The following is a 19,940-nucleotide window of genomic DNA, read 5'->3' as shown; positions in this document are numbered from 1 at the left end:
GGAGCTTAGAATACCAAAGACAAAAAAGGTTTTTAGGCACTACAGCTGGCAGGTGCGCGGCAAGCATCGCCGCGATCTTGATGACCCTGATGATATCCCGGTGCCGGTGAGTCTTGTTGAAATCCTGGCAGAATATCGCGGGGCTCTTGGCCTATCGCCCTACCCTACCGCTGGCGAGCGCACCCCGATGATTGTAAGCCTCTATCCGCAACGCGATGGCTGGCAGCCTATCACCAGGCAGCGCCTGTTTAGCATCTGCAAGGGTATTTTCCAAAACGCAGCCGCAGCTGTGGCGGCGGATCAACCCGAACAAGCCCGAGCCCTTGAGTCCGCCTCGACCCACTGGCTGCGACATACCTTCGTTACACATCTGTTAGCGCATGGGGTTGGTATCCAGGACGCCCGGGATCTGGCCAGACACCGAGACATCGGATCAACGCAAGTGTACGCCCACAGCGAACAAGAGCGCCTTGCCGCCATTGTGGAGCAATTTGCCGAGGAGCAATCGCAGAGTTCAAGTGATGAGGGTGGTGGGTCAAGTTCTGCTTTTTGACTATCAAAAGCCATTATAAATCGAAAGCTAGTGCTCATTTAGAGGCCCGAAACAGTGGAGTAATAACAGTATACTCAACTAATGATGTGCAAGTTTAGGCCGTCGCTAATAGCAAGCAACCAACTAGGTGATAATTTTTGAGCGCTGACACAGTTCAGCTTTGTGGCGATCAAAGGTACTGCAACAATTCAGTCGGCGAACTATAGATATAGAGGCCATATGAGACAAAACTGGTCACGGAAGAGATCTCAGATATGTCACGTCGCGCACACAGGGATTTGACTGTAAAGGAAAAGCCTACTTACCTTGCCGCGACACTCGACCAACCAAGAGTAGGCCCATCTCATAATCCCCCCACTAGTAAGATTTAAATGCTCGGACACGCTCGCGGAAACTGGCGATGCGTTCACCTAGGCTCTCGCTTGCCTCTCGTGCACGTGCTGCTATTTCTCCAGAATAATGACCTTGTTCCGCAATCTCCTGCAGGCCGCGATGAATCTGCTGAACTTCCTGCTCTTGTGACGCGGCAGCAGCAGCTATGCTGTCATTTTGGCTGAGTATGTCATTGAACCTCAGGTTCAAAGATTGCAGATGCTCTTGTGCTTGCTGTAGCCAGTCTACGGCCTTATGCGATTTATCCGCACTTTGAGCCATCTGCTCGACCATCACTGCGTTAGCTTCGCGCAGATCGGCAATAACCTGATTTACCTCGGCCGTCGATAATTGTGTGCGTGACGCTAGGGCCTTAACCTCATCAGCCACTACACTAAACCCGCGGCCGGTATTCCCGGCCCGTGCTGCTTCGATAGAGGCATTAAGTGCAAGAATTTCGGTCTGTTCGGTGATGGTATCGATTGTCTTCATCGCCTCCACGACCTGGTCGATCTGCTTGTTTAGGGTGTCCATATGGGATTGAGCGGAGCGCATAGCTTCATCAAGTTCTTTAACCTCCTTGTAACTGGTCACCATGCCGCTTTCCAAATTCTCGAGTAAGGCACTTCCCTCATTTGAGGCCCCACTGGCATCTCGTGCTTGCTGCGCTGTTTCGGCTACCCGATCGGCGATATCAGAGACACTGGCGTTAACTTGGTCAAGCGCTTGGTGGTGGCTCTCAAGCGACTCATCAGTTCTACGCGCACCATCGCTCAGCTGTCGGCTGATGCCATCGATCTCATCACTCGCAGCTTGTATATCAACTAGCACTTCACGCAATCTCTCCAAAAAGTGGTTGAGCTGGCTAGAGAGTTCGCCTATCTCCGCCTGATCGCGAGTATGCAAATCTTTACGCAGGTCAAGATCATCGGCGATGGTGTTTACCTGCTTACGCAAATTGCCAAGAGGCGCGACTAAGGTACCAATCAACGGGTGGAGCAGGATCACAGAGATCAGTAGTAGAGCGCCCCCAGCAGCAAATGTCACTCTTTGATTAGCGCTGATCTGTTCCTGGATCTCTTCGGTCGGAACTTCAGAGACTAGATATCGCTGCAGCTCAGGGATCCAAACTGACCCGACAAAGCGCTCGCTTTCTTCCCATTCTACCTCGAGTATATTTCCTGCTTGATCTCTATGGCCGAACAGGGTATCAGACCCCTCCCGCTGTGAAAGATCTAGCTGCCCGACCAAATCCAGATCGGGGTGCATATCTACGATACCGTCGGCATCTACTAGCATCGTCTGCCCCCTTTCAGCAATGCGATGCTCTCTGATCATCCCGGCTATTGTAGCCATGTTGATGGCCCCGCCGGCGACGTTCAGTGGGCGGTTGTTCTCGGATTCTTCTGCGCTGCGATAATTCACGAACATCAGCAAATCATCGCCGGCGAACTCATTGGTATCCAGGTTGAGTTCGAAGTCTGCGCCGCTCTTGACGAAAGCATAATACCACTCATCGTCTGGGTTTTCGGCAGACATCTCACGCATCTGCAGCTCTTCGTCTTGGTAAAAAATGAAATACAGTTGATTTTCTGCATTGATAGCCATAAAAACGCCACTAAAGTCGATAGACTTATAGGCTTCTCGCATGGCTTCCTTGATGACAGGAAGCCGGTCTTGCGGTGCGCCATCGCGGATCCAATCGAGGATAAAGGTGTTCTCGGCTAGGGCGCCGGATCTAGCGATAGAAGGACTGATTTCTGATTGAATTTGTGCCGCTATTCCTTGCAGAGAGGCGGGAAGTTGGGTGTGCTCTAGGTGTTCGAGGCGGTCGCGCGCCGTCAGTTTAGACTGCAACACCACAAGTGCGGTTAAAATGATAACCAGCAAAATCGAAATAACAAAAAAAATACGACTACGAAGAGCTATGCGGTGCCACATGTTGGTCATCATTGCACTCCCCCCATTGCCCTCAGACTAGGGCATTGACAGCAACTGTATCTCCGCTCTTGGCGGCTTAACCCCTTATCAAACATGGCCAGATTCAGGCCAGAGCAAGTTAGTGAAGCCGTCTACCAAAAGTTAATGCTTAGCCATCGCCAGTACCGGATTACTCCGGCACTGGTCGTTAGCATGGCCCGGGGGGAGGGCACATGAAAAAGCGTATATGTCATGGTGGAATTTGTAAATAATGCCCACCAAGCCCACCCAACCAGAGGAGCATGTTCAGGTAATGCCGAATTTAATGAGTTCGGAGCTGGCCCCAACCTTGGAGCCGGAACCCCCGCTACCCGCGAAGATCAACGAGTACTTTCGAGTACAAAATTCGGAGAGGCAAGCTTGTTGAGGCGTCTGTCTCGGCACCGTGACTCACCGTTCATGCACACCCCAGGATGCAAGCACATCCGTATTCGACAACCCGGATATCTAATGGGGTGCGCGAGGCCACCGCTTCACAAGGCTCAGCGACCGCGGCTTCGCAGGACTTGGTCAGTGGTGCCTGGGCCCTCTCCTCAAAGGTATGACCGAAGACCGTGGTTGTGTCATCCAACCATACTGAGCCAAAGGCATTACACCTGCGCCGCAGTACACTCCGAAGTGATTGGCAATGAGCAGAGCAGCTATCCAGCCAATGGGGGGCGGACGCACTGGTGACTCGTCTGCTTTAACTGTTCTAGCTCTAAGCTTACAACTAAAACAGCACGACAAGCAAATGAATATTTAGCGTCCTTCGGGCGCCTAAACCTGCCGACGAACAACACCTCAGGGCGCTAGCGTTGCAGCCCACTAGCCACCCAGTCCAACAAGTTGCTCAAGGCGCAGCGATCAAGCGGCTTCACAACGTGCCGATCCGCCGGCTCCCGCCATCCAAAGCAGTGCTAGCTCTCACTCGGTCAGCAGACGCCTTATAAGATAACTCTCGGATGGAGCAGGAGAGATCTGCGAAATGGATTGCTCGAAGATGTAGGTACGTAGGTGAGGATGCTCATGAATCTGCCGGGTTCCACGACTGCACTTCATCTTTCAGCGCCTTGAGCTGGGGCAAAAGTCGGGGCACATCATCCTGGATGATGCTCCACAGAGTGTCATCGTCGATACCGAGGTAGCCGTGGATGAGGCGGTTGCGGGTGGCGATGATCATCCTCCAGGGGATTTCAGGATGCTCGTCCCGAACCTCATCCGAAATATGGGTGGCGGCTTCGCCGATCAGCTCCAGATTGCACAGGGTGGCATCGTAAGTGAGACTACTGGCCACGAAATCCGCCTAGTCGAGGCCCTCGGTGTAGGCAAGCACCTTACCGGTGAAGCGATTTGGTAACTCTTCTCTTCTAGGAAAGGCATGTCACGTGGCAGATGCAAAACACCAGCCGACTCTGACCATCTAGTCGGGTAAAGCAAACCCTGTAGTTGTTGAGTTACATCTTGCCTTTTGCCGAACAGTCTTGCGCTAAAAGGCTTTAATCTTCAGCAAAAACGTTCTCTACTCGTGCAGCATCTATGGCTCGATCAAACCAGTGATCAAGCTGTTCCAGGGATGCTTTCTCCACTCGTTCTTTATAGAGCCTTTTTGCCTGAGATCCGAATTTGCGCTCAATCAGGCGAAGAAGGTCTGATGCCTTAGCCTCCTGGCGCCCTTTTTGACGCCCCTCTTGCCGTCCTTCTTGACGTCCCTCTTGTCTCCACTCTTCTGCCACTGCCATCGTTAATTCCTCCACCCGCTCACCAGAACGGTTTTGCGTCACCGCATAGTTTAGATCCGATTGCTCAATGGTATTACCATGGACTTGGATAAGATAGACCAGTAACGGCTTCTCCAGCGGATGACCTGAGGGCAAATCCTCAAGCAGCTTCTCCAACTGATCGCGGCTGAGACTCTCGCGATATGCCCACGCCATAGCACGGAATACTGATCTGACTTGCGGGTCTTGAGAGTAAGACTCGTCCGCTTCATCGGCTCGCATACGTCTTTCGAAGATTAGGCTCGACATAGCTGCCCGGCAGTGGCTCTGGAAGATCATCGGCAAGCCGCTCCCGCACAGCTTTGGGCATATTCTCGCGAAGTACCACACTGGCTCGCTGCGGCGACTCTAGGAGCTTTTGGATCAGCGAGTCGTGGGGAGTCTTCGGATGATCAGCCATCGGTATCGAGCATCTGCTTTTCTCTTTTGTGCAGGGAGTATAAACGACCCCATTCCCTGGCGAAACGTGTCACTCTGCGCGGCAAGCATCACCGCAATCTTGATGACCCGGACGATATCCCGGCGCCGGGGGGTCTGGTTGAAGTCCTGGCAGAATATCGCGGGGCGCTTGGCCTATCGCCATACCCTACCCCCTGGGGAGCACACCCCTGCGCCATACCTTTGTCACGCATCTTTTAGCGCCGCATGGGGTTGGCATCCAGGACGCCCGGGATCTGGCCAGACCCCGAGATATAGGCTCAACGCGAGTGTACACCCACAGCGAGCAAGAGCGCCTGGCCGCCATTGTGGAGCAATTTGCCGAGAAGCAATCGCAAAGCTCGACTGATGAGGATGGTGGGTCAAGTTCTGCTGTTTAACGATGCAGAGGTTTATTGCGGCCGGTTTACAGCAGCACCGTTTATCGGATCACAAAGCGGGTATTCACCGAAACCGCTGAGCGCATAGAGTTTGGCGACTCAAGTGGTGCCCAGCACTACGTAAATCCTCAACCCACTGGCTGCGTTATACTGGACTAAAAGGCTTTAATCTTCAGCAAACACGTTCTCTACTCGTTCAGCATCTATGGCTCGATCAAACCAGTGATCAAAAGCTGTGCCAGGGAAGCTTTCTCCACTAATTCTTTATCGGCATTTTAGCCTTCTGCCTCCACTCTGCACTCATCCAATCTCATTGCGTAATGTCAACTAAGTTGCATATGCATTTGGTTGACATTCTCGCCTGAAGTCTGAAAGCATAAGTTAGGTGCCTTGAAATTTGCTTTGATAAAAAGCAAGAAATGCAATCTGCACGAAGCGAGGGCTAATTTAGTTAATACTGCATTGCAACGTTGCCCATTTTTCCCAGGGTTTACAACGCGGTGCCATGCCGGTGATGTGCGCCTCAGATGAGCCTGCATGAGCTTCGGGAGGGGGTCATCATGATAAATGCCAACAAAAGATTTGAGAATAATCATGTTGTGGTCACAGGGGGTGGCAGCGGAATAGGACGAGGTGTTGCTTTTCGCCTAGCCAGAGAAGGGGCAAACGTAACTATCGCAAATAGGGACAGGAAAAAAGGTGAAGCTGTAGAGAAGGAAATAACTGATCTTGGGCTATCTGCTAAATACATCCCTGTGGATGTGGCTAGTATCGACTCGATAAACGAGCTTATCGAAAATGCACATGTAACTTTTGGGCCGATTCATGTTGCCGTATCCAATGCAGGGATAAGCGAGACTAAGCCGGTGGGTGTTGAAATAACCCCAGAAGATTGGGACCAAGTCTTTAACATAAACGCAAAAGGTTCTTTCTTTTTTTGCAAGGGTTGCGCCCAACACATGATAGATAATGGCGCTAAGGGCTCAATAATTACCCTATCATCGGTCGTTGCAAGAGGGGTGAGCGGCACTACTGGAGCATATTCCGCATCCAAAGCTTCAATAATCATGTTTACAAAGACGCTTGCTAAATGCTTGTCATCTCATAACATAAGGGTCAACTGTGTAGCGCCTGGGGTTATAGAAACAGATATATTTGGCCTTACAGAAGATAAGATGATGATGGAACGAGGCACGCTATCTGACTGGATTGTTGATCAGTCCATTAAAACTGGCGACCTTTTAATCCGAAGAAAAGGTCAGCCCGAAGACGTTGCCTCAGCAGTTGCCTATCTTGCGTCTGATGAAGCCTCATACATAACAGGCCAGACATTAAGTGTGGATGGCGGAATGGACTGGAGTTGGTAGCTTGATTATCCCAATATTATTTGGCATAGCTGCTAGCCACCCAGTCCAACAAACTGCTCAAGGCGCTGCGATCAAGCGGCTTGCCAAGATATGCATCGCAACCCGACTCGTTTATCAGCGACTCAACCTCGCTGTAGGCGTAGGCTGTGCATAGCACAATCCTGGTAGGCTGCCTGCCCTGCTCATGTTCCTCGGCGCGGACGCTTCGGGCTACCTGATCGCCATCAAGATCCGGCATCTTTAAATCAAGCAGCAACATGTCGAAATCCCCTGCCTGCCAAGCCGCTAGGGCCTCTGTGCCACTCTGCGCGCAAACAACCTCGCAACCGAGCTTGAGCAGAAGGGCCTGAGCGAGCATCACATTGGCCGGCTCATCATCGGCGACAAGAACATTTAGGGGGCGCCGTGCTGAACTCGCAGTTGGCTCTGCATCAGACTCGCCCGCCGCTATCGAAGACTCGCCCTCAGGGCTCGGCTCACTGGCTCTGGGCAAGGGAATGGTGAACGCAAAGGTTGAGCCTTGCCCTGGTGTACTACTCAGGGAGAGCTCGCCATCAAGCAGATTGATTAACTCGCTGACAATCGCCAACCCCAGCCCGTAACCTTGGCTAGTGCCCCTATAGCCACCGCGATCGAAGGCAGTGAAAATCTCTTTTTGCTGCTGCTCAGTTAGACCCGGCCCGGTGTCGTGGACAGCAAAACTGACTCGGGTATTGTCTACTGTTCGCACCTCAAGCTCGACACCGCCCTGCTGGGTGTATTTAACGGCATTACTGAGAAGATTAGAGAGCAATTGCCCGAGTCGCGTATCATCCACCTCGACCCATCTGGGGACAGCTTCAGCTATGCTGTAGTCTAGACTTAGGCCCTTCTCACAGGCCCGGGACCTAAGCATAGCAACCTGGTTGTCTATCAGTGCAGGCAACTCGGTTGCTCGTGGGCGCAGTTCCAAACGACCGGCTTCAAGACGGGCGAGATCGAGCAGAGTCTCAATCAGGCCGAGAAGCCGCTGTGCTCCTTGCCGGCATTGCTCCATGTACTCAGAGCGTTGCTCGGGTGAAATTTGCGGATCATCGAGCAGCTCAAGAAAGCCCATCAAGGCGTTTAGCGGCGTGCGCAGGTCGTGGCTGACGGCGCTGAGGAAGGTGTCTTTCGCGCGTATAGTGTCGGCGAGTTCCTGCTCAACGCGCTTTTGGGCACTCATATCGAGACTGACGCCGAGCGTGGCCACCATTGCACCTCGACCATCCGTGATCGGGTGCACCGTAAACAGCGCGGGAAAACGACTACCATCCCGATAGACTAGATCCGTCTCCATGCGGATCGGCTCATGGTCCTTAAACAATCTCTCGACGTAATCGGGAAGCCGCTCAATGTCCTCTGCCGTATGCAGTAAGCTGACGTGCTGACCAATAAGTTCCCCGCGCGAATAACCGAACAGTACTTCTGCACCAGTACTGGCCTCTTCGATGACTGAATTGAGATCAGTCTTGATGAGACTGACCGAGCGGGCCGCCGCGAAGATCGCCTCGAGCTCTTTTTGCCTTGTCTCAAGCTGCTCGCGTAGCTGCTGCTCGGCCTGCTCGGCGCGCCGGCGTGCGGTGATATCTACGCCTACCGATTGGAAATGGCTCAACTCCCCTTTTTCATCGAAAAAGGCCCGGTTAGTCCACATCGTCCAGAGCTGCATACCGTTCTTGCCCGGCATGCTGTTCTCGAACTGGCTAACCGGATGGCTCGGAGTGAAGCCCGCCAAGTGCGCCTCGATGTTCTCACGCTCCTCGGCAGGTAAATAATCCAGCCAGCGCTGGCCAATCAGCGCCTCCGGCTCCACACCGAGGCAATCCCCAAGGGCAGGGTTAGCGTAGGTGACCGTGGTGTCGGGCAGAAAGCGCTCAATCATCAGCGGTTGGTTCTCTACCAGATCCCGGTAGTGCGCCTCGCGCTCGGCAAGTTCGCGCTGCAGAACCCGCTGCTCGGTGACATCCTGGGCCGTACCGCGTAGAAGTTGCGGATTCCCGGCTGCATCAAACTCCGCATAGCCACGGGCCTGCACAATCCGCCGACCGCCATCCACACTCATGAGGTGGTGCTCAAGCTCGTAGGGATCCCCCCGGTTTAGAGTGCGCTCTATGGCCTCATAGAGCTCAGGGTGATCTTCAGGCGGCACTCTGGAGAGAAAGGTGTCCCAGTCCATGGCCGTTTCCGCCGGCTCCAGACCAATAATTTCGTAGATCTCGCTCGACCAGTGGACATCCCCAGACTTTATGTCGTAGAGCCAGTGACCGAGTCGGGCTATGCGCTTAGCCTCAGTGAGTTCCAACTCGCTACGGCGCAGCGCGAACTCAGTCTCCTTGAGGGTCTGGACATCGACATGGGTACCGACCATGTAGGTCGGTGAACCATCGGCGCCACGGCGCAGGGTCTGCCCCCGGCCCTGCACCCAAAGCCAGCTACCATCGGCGCAGCGGTAGCGAAGCTCGATGGTGAACGGACTGCCTGCAGCCAAATGGCTCTCAACGATGGGTTGGACCCGCTCTAGATCCTCGGGATGGACGAATTTCTGCCAGTCGGCAAAGGTCAGAATACTCTGCTGCTCGGGATCGTAGCCGAGCATACGCCAGCACGCCTCATCCCAGTAGACCTGATCCGCCGCTAGATCCCAGTCCCAGACCCCGAAGCCGGCCGCCTCCTGGGCCATGCGCAGGCGCTGCTCATCGGCGAACTGCGCCGATAAATCGATACAGGCCCCGATTTTACCTACCACCTCGCCGCGCTCATTGAGTAGCGGTGCGACACTCAGCTGCGCCTGAAAGCGCTCGCCGGTGCCGCGAATCAGTTCACATTCCACAGAGTAACCCTGAGCGGTGCGCTGCAATCTAGCGATACCTTCGCGCACCCGCGCATGCTCAGCCGGATCGTGGAGCATGCAGATATCACTGCCGAGCAACTCCTCACGCGAGTAGCCAAATATCCGCTCGGCGCTGCGGCTCGCCTCGCGAATCGTACCCTCAAGATCCGTCTCAGTTAGGGCTACATCGGGAATCGTCTCCAGGATAGCCTCAAGCCGCTGCCGGCGCGCCTCACTACGCTCCAACGCCTCGCGCTGCTCAGTGATATCCTGGATGGTCCCCTGGATGATCCACCGGCCGTTCTCGTCTTGCCAGCGATTGGCTATTTCCCGCACCCATACCACGCGCCCATTCGGGTGGACTATCCGGTATTCACCCTGGCTCTGGTCGGTGTCGGCTTTCGACTGCAGCTGATATTCGGCTACCTGATGGCGATCTTGCTCCGGTATCCGGGCGATAAACTCTTCCCAGCCCGGCGGTTCGGCCTCGGCAGGGAAACCGCAAAGCTGATAGGTCATAGGCGACCAGATCAGCTCTCCTGTTGCAGGATAGGAGATCCAGTGGCCCAAAGAGACTATCTCTTCAGCCCTTTGCAGCCTTTCGTGAGCTTGCTCTAGCGCCTGCTCCTGAAGTTTTTGAGCAGTAACATCCTGTTCAAAACCAATGAGCAGACAGGGTTCACCCTGATCGTCGCGCTCGAGGTGGCCACTTGAGTGCAGCCAGCACAATTGGCCATCACTGCGGTATATCCGATATGTGAACCGCCAAGGCTGTCCGTTGGCTATGGCGGCTTGTACCTCCTCTTCTACCCATGATAGGTCTTCAGGATGCACATGCTCACGCCAAAGCGCATAGTCTGTAGCGAGGCTGCGCTCGGACTCGCTATTGTCATAACCGTATAGACTCTGGCACTGCGCATCGGCATTGACCTGCCCGGTGCACAGGTCATATTCCCAAAAGCCGATTCCACTGACCTGCTGGAGCAGGTCCAATTTGCACTTAGCGCTTAGGCAGCCGCACTTGGAGCCTTTTTTATTTTCCATGAGCTTAAGACCTCTCCGGGCCTGTATTTGGACCTTACGCTGTCAGCGCAAAGACTCGGGGAGTGACTGAGCAGATCCTGCGAGTAGGAGACCTGGTGATGGGTGATGTTTGCAGGCCTATATATTGAAATAGCATGCAATTACGCCCCAACAAAAAACCCTACATGATATGCAGAATATGCATTTCTGCAGCGCGAGTCTAGCCTCCTTAGCTACCACTGCTGCATTTCCGCGCAATATAGCAGCCAGACCAGAAACGGGTGCGCGTTAACGCCACTTAAGCTCTTTTTTTGTGGTGATACTATCGTAGCTACAGCATAAGCCGTTATAAACAAAGAATTATTTTTGATGATAAGCAATTGTTAGAGACTGCCTATCTGCGCAGCTAAAGGGGCTTGACGTAGTTAAGCCTGCGAAGTAGCGTTCGGTCGATTTTTTTCAGGAATTGAGGCGGGGGGGGATGTATGGGTCGCGATAAAGTCGAGCAACGCACGTCTGATTTTTCCCAAAACTTGCTCGACAAACTGCCTGTAGCCGTCTGCAGCCTCGATTCAGCAGGCTGCTTCACCTACCTCAACACCGCCGCTTGTCAGCTGCTCGGCTACCCCGATGAGAGTGCGCTGCTCGGTGTAAACTTTAGCGCTGTAATCGATGCCGAGCGCACTCCACTGCCAGCAGATACAGTCACGGAGCGATTAGTTGCGGCAACCGACGAACCGCTATGCGCTGACACGACGCTATGGCTGCAGCCGCGTGTAGGCGCTGCGCTCCCGGTAGAGGTTGAGGTGGCAGCGCTGCGTAGCGCAGAGACAGCCGCGGGCGAAGTGGCGGTTACACTGCGCGAGTGCAGAACGGTGCAGGATATAACCGAACAGCGCGCTCGCGAGCGTTTCCAGCAGCAGCTGGTGGCGATACTCGATAATACATCGGACATCGTCGCATTACACGGCGAAGATGGGACGCTGCTTTACCTGAACGCCGCTGGCAGGGCAAACGCCGGCATAGATGTACAGGCTGTCGACGGGATGTTGGGTATTGCGGATGATGGCTCAATGCCGCCCCTGAGTCTTGAAGAAGCGATTAGTCGGTTCCATCCACCGTGGGCGGCCGATCTGCTCCTTAACGAAGGTCTGCCTACTGTCCGGCGTGAAGGGCTGTGGCAAGGCGAGACGGCGATCCTCAAGGCAGATGGGACACAGGCCCCGACCTCACAAGTGCTGATCGGCCATCGCAATAGCTACGGTGAGTTAACCTATATCTCCACAATACTGCGAGATATCTCTGATCAGAAAAAGGCTCAGCAGGAAGTGGCCGAGAGCGAGAGGCGTTTTCGGCTGATTGCCGAGAATATCCGCGACGCCTTTTGGCTGCGCACCGATGCCCAAACCCTATACGTCAATCCCGCCTATGCGAATATCTGGGGACAGCCGGTAGAGAGCTTCTACGCCAATCCCAAAGCCTTTTTGGAGAGTGGCCACCCGGAAGATCGTTATGGGGTTGAGAAGGCGCTGGATCAGGCGATAAGTGAGCGCGAAGAGTTCAACGCCTTATTCCGGATAATCCGCTCCAATAGTGAAGTTCGCTGGATTCAAATGCACAGCCTGCCGGTGCCAGGCCGTGAAAGTGAGGGCATGCGCGCCGGCATTGCCCGCGATGTGACCGAGCGTGAACAGGTATTAACCCAGCTTCGCGAGGCCAACCGGACTAAAAGTGTGTTCCTGAACGCCGTCAGCCACGACCTGCGCACCCCGCTTAACGCCATCATCGGCTTTACTGATCTGCTCGCTGACTCAGAACTCGACGCTCACCAAAGGGAGCAAGTTAAGCTGTGCCAGGCCGCAGGACGCACTCTTTTGGGGCTGATAGATACATTGCTCGATCTATCGCGCCTGCAGGCCGGGCGCATGACGCTGCAAAAAGAGGCTTTTCTGCTGCGTAAATTTCTCGCAGAGAGGATGCCGATGTTGTCTCAGCAGGCCGAGGATAAGGGTCTGAATCTGCAATGCTCAGTCGATAATGGCCTGCCGGATAGGCTTCAGGGAGATACAACCCGCCTCTCCCAGGTGCTATTCAATCTTGTCAGCAACGCCATCAAGTTTACCGACAGCGGCTACGTCCGGGTGCATTTCTCCCGATACGATACAAATAGATTACAAGTCTCAGTCCAGGATAATGGTCCCGGCATCCCGGATGAGCTGCAGGAGCGGATCTTTGAGCCATTTGATCGAGGCACCGATGCAATCAAGCATCTGCAAGGCAGCGGTCTAGGTCTGGCTATTAGTCGACAGCTAGTCAACTTAATGGGTGGCGAAATATGGCTTCACAGCACCCCCGGCCAAGGATCGACCTTTTACTTTACCGCCGAGCTTCTTGAGGATGAATCTGAGCCCGCAGCTGATCCTGCTCTAAGCGCACCTGACTCTGCCCGTCAAACACCAACCAATAAAGAGCATATAGCCGGCATGCAGGTACTCGTTGCCGAGGATGAGCCGACTAATATCCTGCTGATCCAGGCGTTGCTTGAGCGCTGCGGGGCGGAGGCCACAGTGGCCGAAAATGGCCAGGAGGCGCTTGATATATGGCAGCAGGCTGAACAGGAGTTCGATTTGATCCTGCTCGATATGCAAATGCCGATACTCGATGGAGCACAGACGGTAAAATCACTTCGTGAAGCTGAAGTAGAACAAAGCCGAGTCTATACGCCAGTAGCCATGCTCTCTGCGCACGCCAGCGCAGAGGTTCGCGAGCAGTGTTTGCAAAGCGGTGCCGATACCTATATAACGAAGCCAGTACGCTTAGATTCGCTTACTGATCTGCTTTCTTGGGCAAAGAAGGATGGAAATGATGCCGGCAGGTGCAAGCATAACCTGGATGAGGAGTATAAGTAGCACTGTTGGCAAGATGTAGAAACCGATGTCATTGTCCGGTGAATAACGTGCAGTGTTAGCGGCTTCCAGGTTGCGCTGCGTGCGCAACCGGAGAAGTCAGGGGGCGTTCTGTTCCAGGGGATTTCCCTCAAGGCGGCTGTTGAGCTCTTCCAGGCGCCGCGCGAGATTGGCGAGGAGTTGGTCCTTGATCTTCTCCCTGATTCCGATGGGCTGGACATCCAGTGCCGGCCGCGAGAAGCGGAAAAGGATGGATCGCTCGGTACAGCGAACGTGAGCCGTGCGCGCAATGTCGGCAAGGAAGCCAATCTCCCCAAAGACATCGCCGGATCCCAGTTCCCGAAAGCACGGCGGAGTATCGCCGTCACCGAGCACCTCTGCGCGACCGTGCAAGAGAATGTAGAAGCACTTACCTTGCTGGCCGCGTTGGATGATGTTCTCGCCCGCTTCGGCAAGTACCGTAATGTCCTTTGTCTCGGCGAGTTGGTGTCTCTCCAGCGGAGAGAACTCATGGAAAAAGGCGAGCCGATCGAGGATCTGTAGAACACGGTCCGGTTGATCAGGTTGAATCTTACGCACCAAGAACTCCTTGCTCAGTCAACCCGGTACCGAAGCGCAATCCCGGCCCGGTAGCTCTCCGAGCGCGGCTGCTTGACCAAGAGGTTCCGGCCGCAACCTCAGCTGAGTTTTCAATAACACCAGAGATATCGAATTGCTCGTCTTTAGCGCTAACGGTTACATCGTCAAATTCAATGATGTTAAATCCTGACTGACGGGGCCAATACCGTCAATCCCTGCTCTACCGTCTGTTTATCATCTCCCATATTGCACTCAATACCGCTTAATCCTTACATGGTTGGTTAGCGGCAGCAACAGTGGCGGCAGGTACACCAGAACAAACCCGGACCCTTGATTTCGCTCCAGGCTTTGTATAACGTCCTGGACATCGGCTAATTGGCGGTTTATCTGCAACTTTCTCTTCATCGATTTCTTTAAGCCGCTGCGCAAGCCTTTGTTCGGCCTCATTAAGCGCTGTCTGCCAAAGTTCTGCCCCGGCCTTATGCAGCCTCTCTTGTAAAGTCTGCGCATGTCCTGTATTACCCATTTGACGGCTCATGTGGCCTTATTACTGTATTCTGGAGCCGCTTAACCCCGCTATAAATCCCATATGAGCGCTTGAGTCGAGAGACACTGGCCTCTTAACATGCCTTCTATGATGCTAACTCTGAGCTCTTAAGGTTTTTTGGGCACTATAATCTATCCACCGTCAAGACAACTTATAACCATAGCCCGGTCGAAGTGCTTGAGCACCCCGGCAACTCCCTGCCCCTCCGGCCACTCACCAGTAGTAGCGATCACCTCGTAGTCATTATCACACTGCTCGTTGGCCTGCTTGATGCAATCGATTGCTGACAAGCGCATACCATCGCAGACAATCAGATGCCCTCTCTGACCATCATCCAGGCTTACCGGTGTCGCGCTCGGCGAAGCGCAGCCACTAACCACTGCAAGCGCTGCGCAAATACTCAGCAACAGCGCCTGTGCGGGATAGGTCATACGCAGGAGCAAATTCTTGGAAAAACAGCCTGAGTCATCGCTGATTGTCAATCGCATCTGTTTTCATCTCCTGGTTGGATATCATTCGAATAGCTCATTAAGCGCGACTATGTCCTGAGCACTCAGGTGACCGGCAGCGCGCCGCAGTTCAAGGGTGTTGAGCAGGTATTCGTAGCGCGCCTGGGAGAGGTTGCGCTGCGACTCGAAAAGCTCGCGCTGCGCCTCCAGCAGGTCTGTAACATCACGTGTACCCAGCTCGACCTCGGCAGCCATGGCATCCACGGTACGCTCGCCGGAGCGTACGGCAACTCTGTAGGCCTCGATCTCGCTGCTGCCGCTTATAATGCCCTGATAGGCGCTGCGTGCCTGAGCTCGCACGGCTCGGCGGACACGCTCAACCTCGGTGCGCTGCCGATCGCGGCGATGCTCGGCGCTGCGCCGTTGTGCGCCCACAGAACCGCCCTGGTAGAGCGGCATCTGCATCTGCACACCGATGTAGTAATCGTCCAGTGTCCGTGCGGTCTGCTCTCCAGCGTCATAATCAGGATCGTCCATATCGACATCGTCGGCGTCATCAAAGCGGGTATAGCCGGCGACCAGATCGACGCTCGGGTAGCGCTGACCGGCAGCCGCTTGCACTTGCCGGCCCTGAGCGTCAAGTTCGGCGCGGGCGGCAAGCAACTCAGGGTTGCCGGCATAGGCATGCTCCAGCCACTCATCTAGTTCTAACGGGTCGAGGCGCGGCAGCTCAGCCTCAGAACGCAGCTCGGCCAAATAGCGGTGCTCGCTATCGGTCAGCTCGGAGAGCTCTTCGAGGGCGATCTCCAGCTCGCCCTCAGCGCGGATCACCTCGGCCTTGACGTTATCGTGCCGCGCCCGGGCCTGCTCATACTCACTCGGGGCGATCTCGCGCTCCTCATGAAGCGCTTGCGCCTGTCTCAGGCTCGCGCTGACGGCCTCAAGCTCGCGCTCTTGCAGGGCGAGATTCGACTGGGCGCTGAGTACGCCTAGATAGACCTCAGCCACCTGATGAACCAACTCCTGGCGGCGCATCTCCAATTCTGCCTCACCCACCCTGGAGGAGTGCTGACTCGCCTGCCACTCGTGCCAAGCTGGTAAATTAAAAAGGGGCTGGGAGATGTTGGCCATGTACTGCTGCTGGGTAAAAGTGCGCTCTGTCTCTCCTGCCACGGCACCGGCGCGTTCTTCTTCGCGATCGGTATAGCGGATCTCGCCGCTGATCGTGGCACTAGGTAGCAGCGCACCTAGCGCCGCGCGCTGTTCTTCGAGCAGCGCCTCACGCTCTAAGTGCTGGCCGCGCAACTGCGGATCGGCCCGCTCGGCTAAACGGTAGATGTCGAGCAGGTCTTCGGTCTCTGCGCCCTGCCGTCCATCGGCACCGTAAGCCGGCAGTTCGTTAGCGGCGACCACCGAGCCACCTTCTGGCCCCTGCGCTGGGAGACTTAGCGGTAGGATAAGAGTGATCGCTAAGAATAAAGCAGACAGCGCCGCACGCCACTGCCGCAGCCCCCTGCCTGTCATCTCAATCCTCCCTGAAAGAGCGCGCCAGGGCATCGGTAATCGGCTTAGCCAAATACTGCACCGGGGTACGCTCGCCGGTTTTGATCATGATATCCGCCGGCATACCCGGGCGCAGGCTCACATCCCCGAGCTTGGCTAACTCCTCATCGGTTACCATCGCCCGCACCTTGTAGTACGGCTCTTCATTCTCCGGCTCGATCCGATCGGCGGAGACGAAGGTGATCTCGCCGCTAATCACCGGTGTACGCCGGAAACTAAAGGCGGTAAAACGCACATCTGCGCTCATCCCCGGATAGACATTATCCACATCCTGCGGCTCGACCTGCCCTTCCAATATCAGCGGCTCATCTTCGGGGACCAGGTCGAGAACCGGCTCGCCGCCTTGAATAACCGCGCGACGGGCGTGGACCTGCATATTCACTACCTCGCCATCTACGGGGGCTACTATCTGTTTGCGGGCTAGTCTATCTTCAAGGGCCTGCAGTTCCTCTTCGAGTTCATCAACTTGATCAGAGGTCTCGCGCAGCTCTGCAGCTACTTCGCGATGAAAGTCGCGCTCGGTTTGAATTATCTGTAGGCGCGTCTCACCGATCTCGACCCGTGCCGAGGCGATCGAGGCCTGCAACTCGCCGACCTCACCCTCCATGGCGGCCAATTCGCGCTCGAGTGGACGCAGCTCGGAGCTAGGTATTGCCTCACGCTCTACTAGTCGCTCCTTGGTCTCGATCTCCTCCTCAAGCGATTCGATGCCACGCAGTTTGGCCTCACGCTGCGCCTGCATGCCTGCAATGTTCTCACCGAGCTGCTCAATGCGCTGATTGAGCACATCGACCTCGCCTTCCATGGCATCGCGCCGGGTTTCAAATTCGCGTCGCTGCGCCCGCTTAACCTGCTGCGTACGCTCACTCTGCTCGGCACTGCTTAGCACCTGCTCGGCAAACTCAATCTCCTCAAGCCCCTCGATCTCTGCCTCAAGGCGGGATTGACGGGCGAGTGCGGAGATATACCGGCTCCAGTTCATCAGATATTCGGCACGAGCTTGCGTTTCATCAAGCTGAATGAGCAGATCGCCCCGCTCGACTACATCGCCATCGCGCACATGCAGCCGCTCTACTATCCCTCCTTCGAGATGCTGAACTGTCTGCCGATAAGAGTCGACCGTCACCGTGCCCTGGGCTACTACCGCCCCATCGATCTTGGCAAAGCTCGCCCAACCGCCTACTCCGCCGAAGGCGATGAGTATTACGATAAAGCCGAACAGCCGCGGCCAGCGATCATTAGTTGGCGGCTGTGACGACGCTGAACCACCCTCTGCACTTGCCGGCAGATACTCGCCATTGTGAGCCTGCTCGGAACCGCGTGAGGCAGTGTTTTGCTGAGGTGGCAGGCGGTCGTCACGCTCATGATCATGATCTTGGTTATCTTGATGATTATCGTCGTGCCTGCTCATATCGGGCAGATGACTCCACTGTTAGCTGTGTTGAGCCTAGCTAAGCCCAAATTAACTCGCCTTGGTCAAGCGGTTAAGGATATCCTGACGGGATCCGAGGGCTGCGCTCTTACCGTCGCGCAACACCAAGACCTGCTCCACGCCGCTTAAAATTGCCGGTCGATGGGCGATCATCACCACCGTGCAGCCATCCTCACGCAACTGCCGCACGGTACTAACCAGCGCCTCATCTCCGGCTTGATCCAAGTTCGAGTTCGGCTCATCCAGGACTACCAAGCTCGGGTTACCGTAGACGGCGCGTGCTAGGGCCACTCGCTGACGCTGTCCGGCGGACAGTGCACCGCTGTTTATCCCGATATAGGTATCATAGCCTTGGGGTAAGCGCAGGATCATCTCATGCAGGCCGGTCTTGCGCGCCGCCTCAACTACTTGTTGCGAGTCGACCTCGCCGAATCTAGCGATATTCTCAGCAACCGTACCATCGAACAGTTCGACATCCTGCGGCAGATAGCCAATATAGGCGCCGATTTGTTCTCGATTCCAGTGCGCCATCTCGGCACCATCGATACGAACCGCCCCGGCATAGGCAGGCCACACCCCAACCAGGGCCCGAGCCAAGGTCGATTTACCGGCAGCGCTCGGCCCGATCACACCGAGCGTGTCTCCCGGGTTTAACTCTAGGTTAATGCCGCGCAAGGCCGGAGTCTGCCCACCCGGAGGAACAACCACTAGGTTCTCTACGGTCACCTGGCCCTGCGGGGGTGGTAACTCCATGTGCTCAGCCCGCTGCGGGGTGCTGCGCAGCACCTCATCGAGCCGCTGCCAGGCGTTGCGCGCCCCGACAAAGCCGCGCCAAGCGTGCATGGCTTGATCCACCGGCGCCAGAGCCCGGGCCATTATGATTGAGGCGGCGATCATCACCCCCGGGGTTATTATCTGCTCTACTGCCAGATAAGCACCCATAGCCAGAATACCAACCTGGGCAATCAGGCGCAGTGATTTGGATGCCGAGGTCAGATTTGCCGAGCGATCACTAGCCAGGGCCTGCAAAGAGAGGACATTGGAGTGCATGGTTTGCCAGCGCTGACGCAACCTGCCGGTCATGCCCATGGCCTCGAGCACTTCGGCATTGCGCAGGTTTTTGTTGGTGAAATCGGTCTCTTTGTTATGTTGAGAGTTGGCGGCGCCGAGCGGCTCGCGGGTGATCAACTCATTGATATAGGCAAGGGTAAACAAAATTAGTGCCGCTGCTGTTGCGAATATACCCAGCCACGGATGGAACAAAAAGATAACCAGCAAAAAAAGCGGCGTCCACGGCGCATCGAAAAAGGCGAAAACGCCCTGACCAGTCATGAACTGACGCAGGGTGGTCAAATCCTGCAGCGGCTGCGATGTAGCACTATCCGGGCGGCGCAAGGCCCGCAGGAAAGTAGCGTCGAAAAGCCGTGAGCTGAGCATCTGATCGAGCCGGCCTCCAGCGCGTACCAAAACCCGATTCCGCGAAAACTCCAACAACCCCAGGACGATCAGCAAGCCAACCGCGACTATCAGCAGCATGACCAGGGTCTCGACGCTCCCGCTCGAGAGCACCCGATCGAACATCTGCAGCATGAACAGCGGCGGGACCAGCATCAGTAGATTGATAAAGAAGCTGAATACGGCCACCGCGATTATGGACTGCTTGAATTGGCCGAGGCACTCGCGCAGCTCGCCTTTGGCCTTAGCGCCGGCTCCTTGAATATTCTGAGGATTGGCCATGAG

14 protein-coding genes are annotated in these 19,940 nt (G+C 55.3%); 3 read left to right on the top strand and 11 right to left on the bottom strand.

What is annotated here, in order from left to right; translation table 11 throughout:
* Window positions 1–52: 52 nt before the first annotated feature.
* Window positions 53–553 carry a tyrosine-type recombinase/integrase gene (locus tag HH1059_RS06285; RefSeq protein ID WP_096409315.1) on the top strand — a complete coding sequence of 167 codons (501 nt, stop codon included), beginning with the start codon at window positions 53–55 and terminating at the stop codon, window positions 551–553.
* A 357-nt stretch (window positions 554–910) separates the two neighbouring features.
* On the opposite strand, the gene HH1059_RS06280 is transcribed toward HH1059_RS06285, so the two are convergent.
* The 4 genes from HH1059_RS06280 to HH1059_RS14075 all read right to left on the bottom strand — a co-directional run bounded on the left by HH1059_RS06280 (window position 911) and on the right by HH1059_RS14075 (window position 5,065).
* On the bottom strand, window positions 911–2,878 hold the full coding sequence (locus HH1059_RS06280; RefSeq protein WP_096409314.1) for a methyl-accepting chemotaxis protein: 1,968 nt from the start codon (window positions 2,876–2,878) through the stop codon (window positions 911–913).
* A 1,033-nt stretch (window positions 2,879–3,911) separates the two neighbouring features.
* Entirely contained in the window at window positions 3,912–4,181 is a 270-nt protein-coding gene (locus tag HH1059_RS06275) for a HepT-like ribonuclease domain-containing protein (RefSeq protein WP_231902049.1), read from the bottom strand.
* A gap of 202 nt (window positions 4,182–4,383) precedes the next feature.
* The gene (locus HH1059_RS13605; protein ID WP_179948779.1) at window positions 4,384–4,944 is read right to left on the bottom strand and encodes a DUF4351 domain-containing protein; all 561 of its coding nucleotides are present in this window, start codon (window positions 4,942–4,944) and stop codon (window positions 4,384–4,386) included.
* The gene (locus tag HH1059_RS14075) at window positions 4,874–5,065 is read right to left on the bottom strand and encodes an Rpn family recombination-promoting nuclease/putative transposase (RefSeq protein WP_096409313.1); all 192 of its coding nucleotides are present in this window, start codon (window positions 5,063–5,065) and stop codon (window positions 4,874–4,876) included. The genes HH1059_RS13605 and HH1059_RS14075 overlap by 71 nt, the downstream gene beginning before the upstream one ends.
* A 978-nt stretch (window positions 5,066–6,043) precedes the next feature.
* On the opposite strand from HH1059_RS14075, the gene HH1059_RS06260 reads away from it, so the two are divergent.
* Window positions 6,044–6,850: an SDR family NAD(P)-dependent oxidoreductase gene (locus HH1059_RS06260; protein ID WP_231902048.1), complete on the top strand. Its 807-nt coding sequence runs from the start codon at window positions 6,044–6,046 to the stop codon at window positions 6,848–6,850.
* Between the two features lie 16 nt (window positions 6,851–6,866).
* On the opposite strand, the gene HH1059_RS06255 is transcribed toward HH1059_RS06260, so the two are convergent.
* Window positions 6,867–10,745, bottom strand: coding sequence for a PAS domain-containing protein (locus HH1059_RS06255; RefSeq protein ID WP_109962865.1), 3,879 nt, complete (start codon window positions 10,743–10,745; stop codon window positions 6,867–6,869).
* A gap of 464 nt (window positions 10,746–11,209) precedes the next feature.
* Between HH1059_RS06255 and HH1059_RS06250 the strand changes: the two genes are divergently transcribed.
* Window positions 11,210–13,633, top strand: a complete 2,424-nt coding sequence (locus tag HH1059_RS06250; protein ID WP_096409307.1) for an ATP-binding protein — start codon at window positions 11,210–11,212, stop codon at window positions 13,631–13,633.
* A 96-nt stretch (window positions 13,634–13,729) separates the two neighbouring features.
* Here the strand turns inward: HH1059_RS06250 and HH1059_RS06245 are convergent, their stop codons facing one another.
* The 6 genes from HH1059_RS06245 to HH1059_RS06220 all read right to left on the bottom strand — a co-directional run bounded on the left by HH1059_RS06245 (window position 13,730) and on the right by HH1059_RS06220 (window position 19,937).
* Window positions 13,730–14,209: a cyclic nucleotide-binding domain-containing protein gene (locus tag HH1059_RS06245; protein ID WP_162549401.1), complete on the bottom strand. Its 480-nt coding sequence runs from the start codon at window positions 14,207–14,209 to the stop codon at window positions 13,730–13,732.
* A 262-nt stretch (window positions 14,210–14,471) separates the two neighbouring features.
* Window positions 14,472–14,735: a hypothetical protein gene (locus HH1059_RS06240; RefSeq protein ID WP_162549400.1), complete on the bottom strand. Its 264-nt coding sequence runs from the start codon at window positions 14,733–14,735 to the stop codon at window positions 14,472–14,474.
* 152 nt (window positions 14,736–14,887) lie between these two features.
* Complete coding sequence (locus HH1059_RS06235) at window positions 14,888–15,244, bottom strand: hypothetical protein (RefSeq protein ID WP_096409302.1); 357 nt, start codon at window positions 15,242–15,244, stop codon at window positions 14,888–14,890.
* 24 nt (window positions 15,245–15,268) lie between these two features.
* Window positions 15,269–16,729, bottom strand: coding sequence for a TolC family outer membrane protein (locus HH1059_RS06230; RefSeq protein ID WP_162549399.1), 1,461 nt, complete (start codon window positions 16,727–16,729; stop codon window positions 15,269–15,271).
* A gap of 1 nt (window position 16,730) precedes the next feature.
* A complete protein-coding gene (locus HH1059_RS06225; protein ID WP_096409299.1) occupies window positions 16,731–18,179 on the bottom strand; it encodes an HlyD family type I secretion periplasmic adaptor subunit in 1,449 nt (482 codons plus the stop codon).
* 51 nt (window positions 18,180–18,230) lie between these two features.
* Window positions 18,231–19,937 carry a type I secretion system permease/ATPase gene (locus HH1059_RS06220; protein ID WP_096409298.1) on the bottom strand — a complete coding sequence of 569 codons (1,707 nt, stop codon included), beginning with the start codon at window positions 19,935–19,937 and terminating at the stop codon, window positions 18,231–18,233.
* Window positions 19,938–19,940 lie beyond the last annotated feature (3 nt).

This window comes from Halorhodospira halochloris, assembly GCF_002356555.2.
Lineage (GTDB): Bacteria > Pseudomonadota > Gammaproteobacteria > Nitrococcales > Halorhodospiraceae > Halorhodospira > Halorhodospira halochloris.
This window is presented reverse-complemented; position numbering and strand designations above follow the sequence as displayed.

What these genes read in the sequence shown, in the direction of transcription:
- HH1059_RS13605 (WP_179948779.1), bottom strand. Translation starts at nt 4,944, where the DNA reads ATGATCTTCCAGAGCCACTGCCGGGCAGCTATGTCGAGCCTAATCTTC.
- HH1059_RS06280 (WP_096409314.1), bottom strand. Translation starts at nt 2,878, where the DNA reads ATGATGACCAACATGTGGCACCGCATAGCTCTTCGTAGTCGTATTTTT.
- HH1059_RS14075 (WP_096409313.1), bottom strand. Translation starts at nt 5,065, where the DNA reads ATGGCTGATCATCCGAAGACTCCCCACGACTCGCTGATCCAAAAGCTC.
- HH1059_RS06235 (WP_096409302.1), bottom strand. Translation starts at nt 15,244, where the DNA reads ATGCGATTGACAATCAGCGATGACTCAGGCTGTTTTTCCAAGAATTTG.
- HH1059_RS06260 (WP_231902048.1), top strand. Translation starts at nt 6,044, where the DNA reads ATGATAAATGCCAACAAAAGATTTGAGAATAATCATGTTGTGGTCACA.
- HH1059_RS06225 (WP_096409299.1), bottom strand. Translation starts at nt 18,179, where the DNA reads ATGAGCAGGCACGACGATAATCATCAAGATAACCAAGATCATGATCAT.
- HH1059_RS06255 (WP_109962865.1), bottom strand. Translation starts at nt 10,745, where the DNA reads ATGGAAAATAAAAAAGGCTCCAAGTGCGGCTGCCTAAGCGCTAAGTGC.
- HH1059_RS06220 (WP_096409298.1), bottom strand. Translation starts at nt 19,937, where the DNA reads ATGGCCAATCCTCAGAATATTCAAGGAGCCGGCGCTAAGGCCAAAGGC.
- HH1059_RS06230 (WP_162549399.1), bottom strand. Translation starts at nt 16,729, where the DNA reads ATGACAGGCAGGGGGCTGCGGCAGTGGCGTGCGGCGCTGTCTGCTTTA.
- HH1059_RS06240 (WP_162549400.1), bottom strand. Translation starts at nt 14,735, where the DNA reads ATGGGTAATACAGGACATGCGCAGACTTTACAAGAGAGGCTGCATAAG.
- HH1059_RS06250 (WP_096409307.1), top strand. Translation starts at nt 11,210, where the DNA reads ATGGGTCGCGATAAAGTCGAGCAACGCACGTCTGATTTTTCCCAAAAC.